General features: G+C 65.2%; 5 protein-coding genes. All 5 read right to left on the bottom strand.

Annotated elements, in window-relative coordinates; all coding sequences use genetic code 11:
* The coding region (locus EN884_RS26965; RefSeq protein WP_128360827.1) for a VWA domain-containing protein at positions 1 to 708 on the bottom strand (708 nt) is incomplete at its 3' end.
* 199 nt (positions 709 to 907) lie between these two features.
* Positions 908 to 1,789, bottom strand: coding sequence for a MoxR family ATPase (locus EN884_RS26955; protein ID WP_063168526.1), 882 nt, complete (start codon positions 1,787 to 1,789; stop codon positions 908 to 910).
* Between the two features lie 8 nt (positions 1,790 to 1,797).
* The gene (locus EN884_RS40195) at positions 1,798 to 2,802 is read right to left on the bottom strand and encodes a molybdopterin cofactor-binding domain-containing protein (protein WP_063168525.1); all 1,005 of its coding nucleotides are present in this window, start codon (positions 2,800 to 2,802) and stop codon (positions 1,798 to 1,800) included.
* 1 nt (position 2,803) lies between these two features.
* On the bottom strand, positions 2,804 to 4,171 hold the full coding sequence (locus tag EN884_RS40190) for a xanthine dehydrogenase family protein molybdopterin-binding subunit (RefSeq protein WP_063168524.1): 1,368 nt from the start codon (positions 4,169 to 4,171) through the stop codon (positions 2,804 to 2,806).
* Between the two features lie 13 nt (positions 4,172 to 4,184).
* On the bottom strand, positions 4,185 to 4,511 hold a 327-nt coding region (locus EN884_RS26940; RefSeq protein WP_128360826.1), incomplete at its 5' end, for a 2Fe-2S iron-sulfur cluster-binding protein.

Raw genomic sequence — 4,511 nt, 5'->3', positions numbered from 1 at the left:
GGTCAGCCGCGTGCCGAAGGTGAAAATCTCGGCACGGTCCGCGCCTTGCACGGCGGCATGCGCCAGCTTGAGATAGTCTGCGGTGTGCAGCTTCATCGAGCCGGAAACGTCGATCAGCAGCAGCAGCTTGCGCGGCACGGTCTGGCGGCGGCGCAGCAGCGGCGAGGGCACGTCGCCATCGGCGCTGACGATTTCCCGCAGCGACCGGCGCAGATCGAGCTTGCCGCGCGAATGCGTGCGCACGGTGCGGAACGAGCGGCGGGCGGGCAAGGCTGAAGCGAGCCTGCGGCGGAAAGCGGCAAGGTTGTCGTCGTCGCGCTTGAAATCGCGGGTACTCAGTTGTTCGGCGCCGGAAGAGAGTTCGCCACCTTCCTGATGGCTGATGACCTCGATCTCTTCCTGGCTCGCACCGCCATCATCCTTGATGCGGGTTTCCTCGTCGGCGTCGCCTTCGACCACGGCGGACCTGTTGCCATAGAAATGGCTCTGGAAATGCGCTTCGAATTCGTCGCGGCGGTCGGGCGGCGGCGCCAGGGTGGCGAGGGCCGCCTCGCGGATGTCGGCCATCGAGCGTGGACCGAGCAACGTCACCGCCTGCATGAAGCCGGAGACTTGCTCGGGGGCTATGGCAAAGCCGTAGCGGCGCAAGAGCCTGGCAAAACCCAGGAATGGCGAGGCGGCGCGGGGGAAGCTTGTTTCCCGCATCATTCTGTGTCGCCCCCCTCTGTCCTGCCGGACATCTCCCCCTCAAGGGGGGAGATTGGCAGCTTCGGCGCTTCGCTCTGTTCGGCGACGTCAGCGATTAGCGAAAGCGGGGATGACATCCGATCTCCCCCCTTGAGGGGGAGATGTCCGGCAGGACAGAGGGGGGCGCTGTCCCGCCAGCCTTGCGAAATGACCTCCCGCGTCACGCCAGCGCCTCCTCGACGATCCGGCCAAGCTCCGGTGCGATGTAGGAAAGGTCTTCCTCGTCCTTGATCAGCACGCCGATGGCGCGGCGGAAGGCTTCCGGCCACGGGCTGCCGCCCTTCTCCAGGATGGTGGCGGCATTGGCCCATTCGACGGCCTCGGCGATACCCGGCGGCTTGGCCAGCGGCCGGGCGCGGATGGTCTGCACGGCCGCCGCCACCGCGCGCGCCGTTACCTCGGCCACATCGCCGGCGCGCAGCATGATGATGGCGGCCTCGCGCTCGGCGTCGGGATAGCCGATCCAGTGGTAGACGCAGCGGCGGCGCAGTGCCTCGGCAAGCTCGCGGGTGCGGTTCGAGGTCAGGATGACGATCGGCTGTGCCGTGGCGCGGACGGTACCGCGTTCGGGAATGCTGATCTGGAAATCGGAGAGGAATTCCAGAAGCAGCGCCTCGAATTCATGATCCGAGCGGTCGATCTCGTCGACCAGCAGCACGCGCTGTTCCGGCGCCTTCAGCACCTGCAGCAGCGGCCGGGCGATCAGGAAACGGTCTTCGTAGATGTCGATCTCGTGCTCGCCGGCGTGGCGAATGGCGAGCAGCTGGCGTTGATAATTCCATTCGTAGAGCGCGTGCGCAGCGTCGATGCCTTCATAGCATTGCAGCCGCACCAGATCGCGGCCGAGCAGCGCGGCGATCGCCTTGGCCGCTTCCGTCTTGCCGACGCCTGGTGCGCCTTCGAGCAGCAGCGGCTTCCCCAGCCGGATCGCCAGGAAGATCGCGGTCGCAAGACTGTCGTCGGCCAGATAGCGCGAGGCGGCAAGATGCTGCGCCACCGCCTCCGGCGAGGTCGCTGATGTCTCGGCGCTTGTCCCGGTCATTTCGGCCCTCAGTTCGCCGCTTGCGCCTTCAGCGCGCGCAGGATGCGCTCCGGCGTGATCGGCAGCGTGTCGATGCGCACGCCGACGGCGTCGAAGACGGCATTGGCGACCGCCGGGATCTGCGGGTTGGCGCACATTTCGCCCGGCCCCTTGGCACCGTATGGCCCGTCCGCCGATGGACGCTCCAGCACGATGATCTCGGTCTCGGCGAGGTCGCCGGGGCCGGGCATCAGATACTGGTTGAAGTCCGTGCCGCCATGGTCGCGGTTGGGATAATAGGGCTCGGTCGTCTCGTAGAGCGCATGGCTGATGCCCATCCACGAACCGCCGACCAGTTGCTGTTCGACCATTTTCGGGTTCAGCGCGCGGCCGATCTCGAAGACGTTCTTCACAGTCAGCACGGTGACCGCGCCGGTCTCGTCGTCGACCTCGACCTCGGCCACGGTGCAGGCATGCGCGTAGCAGGTCGATGGCTTCATCGCGCCAGTCTCTTTCTCCGGATAAGAGCGCGGAATCAGGAACATGCCGCGGCCCGAGATCGAGCGACCGCGCTTGAAATGCGCCGACAGCGCGACATCGAAGATCGAGATCGATTTTTGCGGCGCGCCTTTGACCAGTATGTTGCCCTGGCCGTCGGTCTCGAGGTCGGAGGCGTTCACCTCCAGTTCCTCGGCGGCCACTTCCAGCATCACCTGCCGCGCTTCCCTTGCCGCCTGGATGACGGCGTTGCCGGCGCGGTGCGTACCGCGCGAGGCGAAGGTGCCCATGCAGTGCGGGCCGGTGTCGGTGTCGGCGGTGTCGACGACGACGCGGTCTGTCGGCACGCCGATGGTCTCGGCGCAGATCTGCGCCATGATCTGCTTCATGCCCTGGCCGAGATCGACGGAGGACAATGTCACCATGAAATTGCCTGTTGGCGTCGAGTGCACCAGTGCCTGCGTCGGGTCACCGCCGAGGTTCATACCGGTGGGATAGTTGATCGCGGCAACGCCGCGCCCACGCCTGATCGCCATCTCAAGCTCCCTTCGTATAGGAGGACATCGCCAGGTACTTTTCCGCCACCGGCCAGTTGGCGGCGCGCGAGGCTTCCTGCATGCATTCGATCAGCGCGGCGCCCTCTGTCGGCTGGCGGTGCGCTTTCATATCACCGTCGCGATAGGCGTTGATGAAGCGGAATTCGAGCGGGTCCATGCCGATCAGGCGCGCCAGCTTGTCCATCTGCACCTCCAGCGCGAAATCGCCGATGGTGACGCCGAAGCCGCGCATGGCCGACGACGGCGTGCGGTTGGTGTAGACGCAATAGGTGTCGATCCAGACGTTCGGAATAGTGTAGGGGCCGGGATAATGCCCCGCGCCCTTCTGCGCGCCGTAGGGCGAGTGGCGCGAATAGGCGCCGGCATCGGTGTATCCGGTGACCTTGCGCGCGACGATGCGGCCATCTTTCATGACGCCGTCCTTGATGACGACCTTTTCAGCGGCGCGCGGCGACGAGATCTGCATCTCCTCCTCGCGGCTGTAGATAAAACAGACTGGTCGTCCTGTTAGTTTTGCGCCGAGGATGGCGATCGGCTCGACGATGACGTCGACCTTGCCGCCAAAACCGCCACCGACTGTGCCGCCGACGAAATGCAATTTGCTGCCCGGCATCTGCAGGATGATCGAGGTGTTGTCGAGCGTGAAGAACATCGCCTGCGTGTTGGTATAGCAGGTGAAGCGGTCATTGCCCTCGGGCGCCACCACGCAGCCGGTGGTCTCGGTCGGCGCGTGCTCGATCGGCGAAGACTGGTAGCTCTGCTCCAGTATGTGGTCGGCGCCGGCGAAGCCCGCCTCGACATCGCCGAAGCGCACCTTGCGGCACTCGCCGCTATCATAGAGGTAATAATTCTGGCCGTGATATTCGTTGACCAGCGGCGCGTCGGGTTTCAGCGCCTCTTCCATGTCGAAGACGGCCGGCAGCACCTCATAGTCGACCTTGACCTTGGCTGCGGCCTCTTGTGCCGCGCGCTCGGTTTCGGCCAGCACCGCCACCACGGCCTCGCCCTTCCAGCGCACCTTGCCGTCGGCAAGCACCGTCTCGTCCTCCGGCCCGATCTGGATCAGGATCAGGATGGTGTAGACATTGTGCGGTACGTCCTTGGCGGTCAGAATTTTCACCACGCCCGGATGTTTTTCCGCCTCTGAGGTGTCGATCGAACCGATGCGGGCATGGTGATGCGGGCTGCGCACCATCTTCAGGTGCAGCATGCCGGGAAAGTTGCGGTCGGCGAAAAAGGCGGTCTTGCCGGTGACATGGCCGGGCGAATCCGAGCGCGGCCGGGGCTGGCCGATCTCGTGCAGATCGTCCTTGCGGACATCGGCGAAGTAGTTCTTGCGCAGTTCCATTGTTTTGGACCCTTCAGGCCGCGTTCTGCGAATTGGCGCGGGCGGCGGTCAGCACCGCCTGGATGATCGGCTCGTAACCGGTGCAGCGGCAGATGTTGCCCGACAGCGCCTCGACCACCTCGTCGCGGCTGGGATTGGGCGTGTGGTCGAGCAGCACCTTGGCCGCCATGATCATGCCCGGCGTGCAGAAGCCGCATTGCGTGGCGAACGTGTCGAGAAAGGCGCGCTGCAGCGGGTGCAGCACGCCGCTTTCCGAAAGCCCTGATGTCGTGCTGATGACGGCGCCATTGCAGGTCTCGGCCAACGTCAGGCAGGAGAGCCGGAGTTCGCCGTCTATGAT

Origin of the sequence: Mesorhizobium sp. M7A.F.Ca.AU.001.01.1.1 (assembly GCF_004022735.1) — a bacterium.
In the GTDB taxonomy this organism is placed as follows: domain Bacteria; phylum Pseudomonadota; class Alphaproteobacteria; order Rhizobiales; family Rhizobiaceae; genus Mesorhizobium; species Mesorhizobium ciceri.
This window is presented reverse-complemented; position numbering and strand designations above follow the sequence as displayed.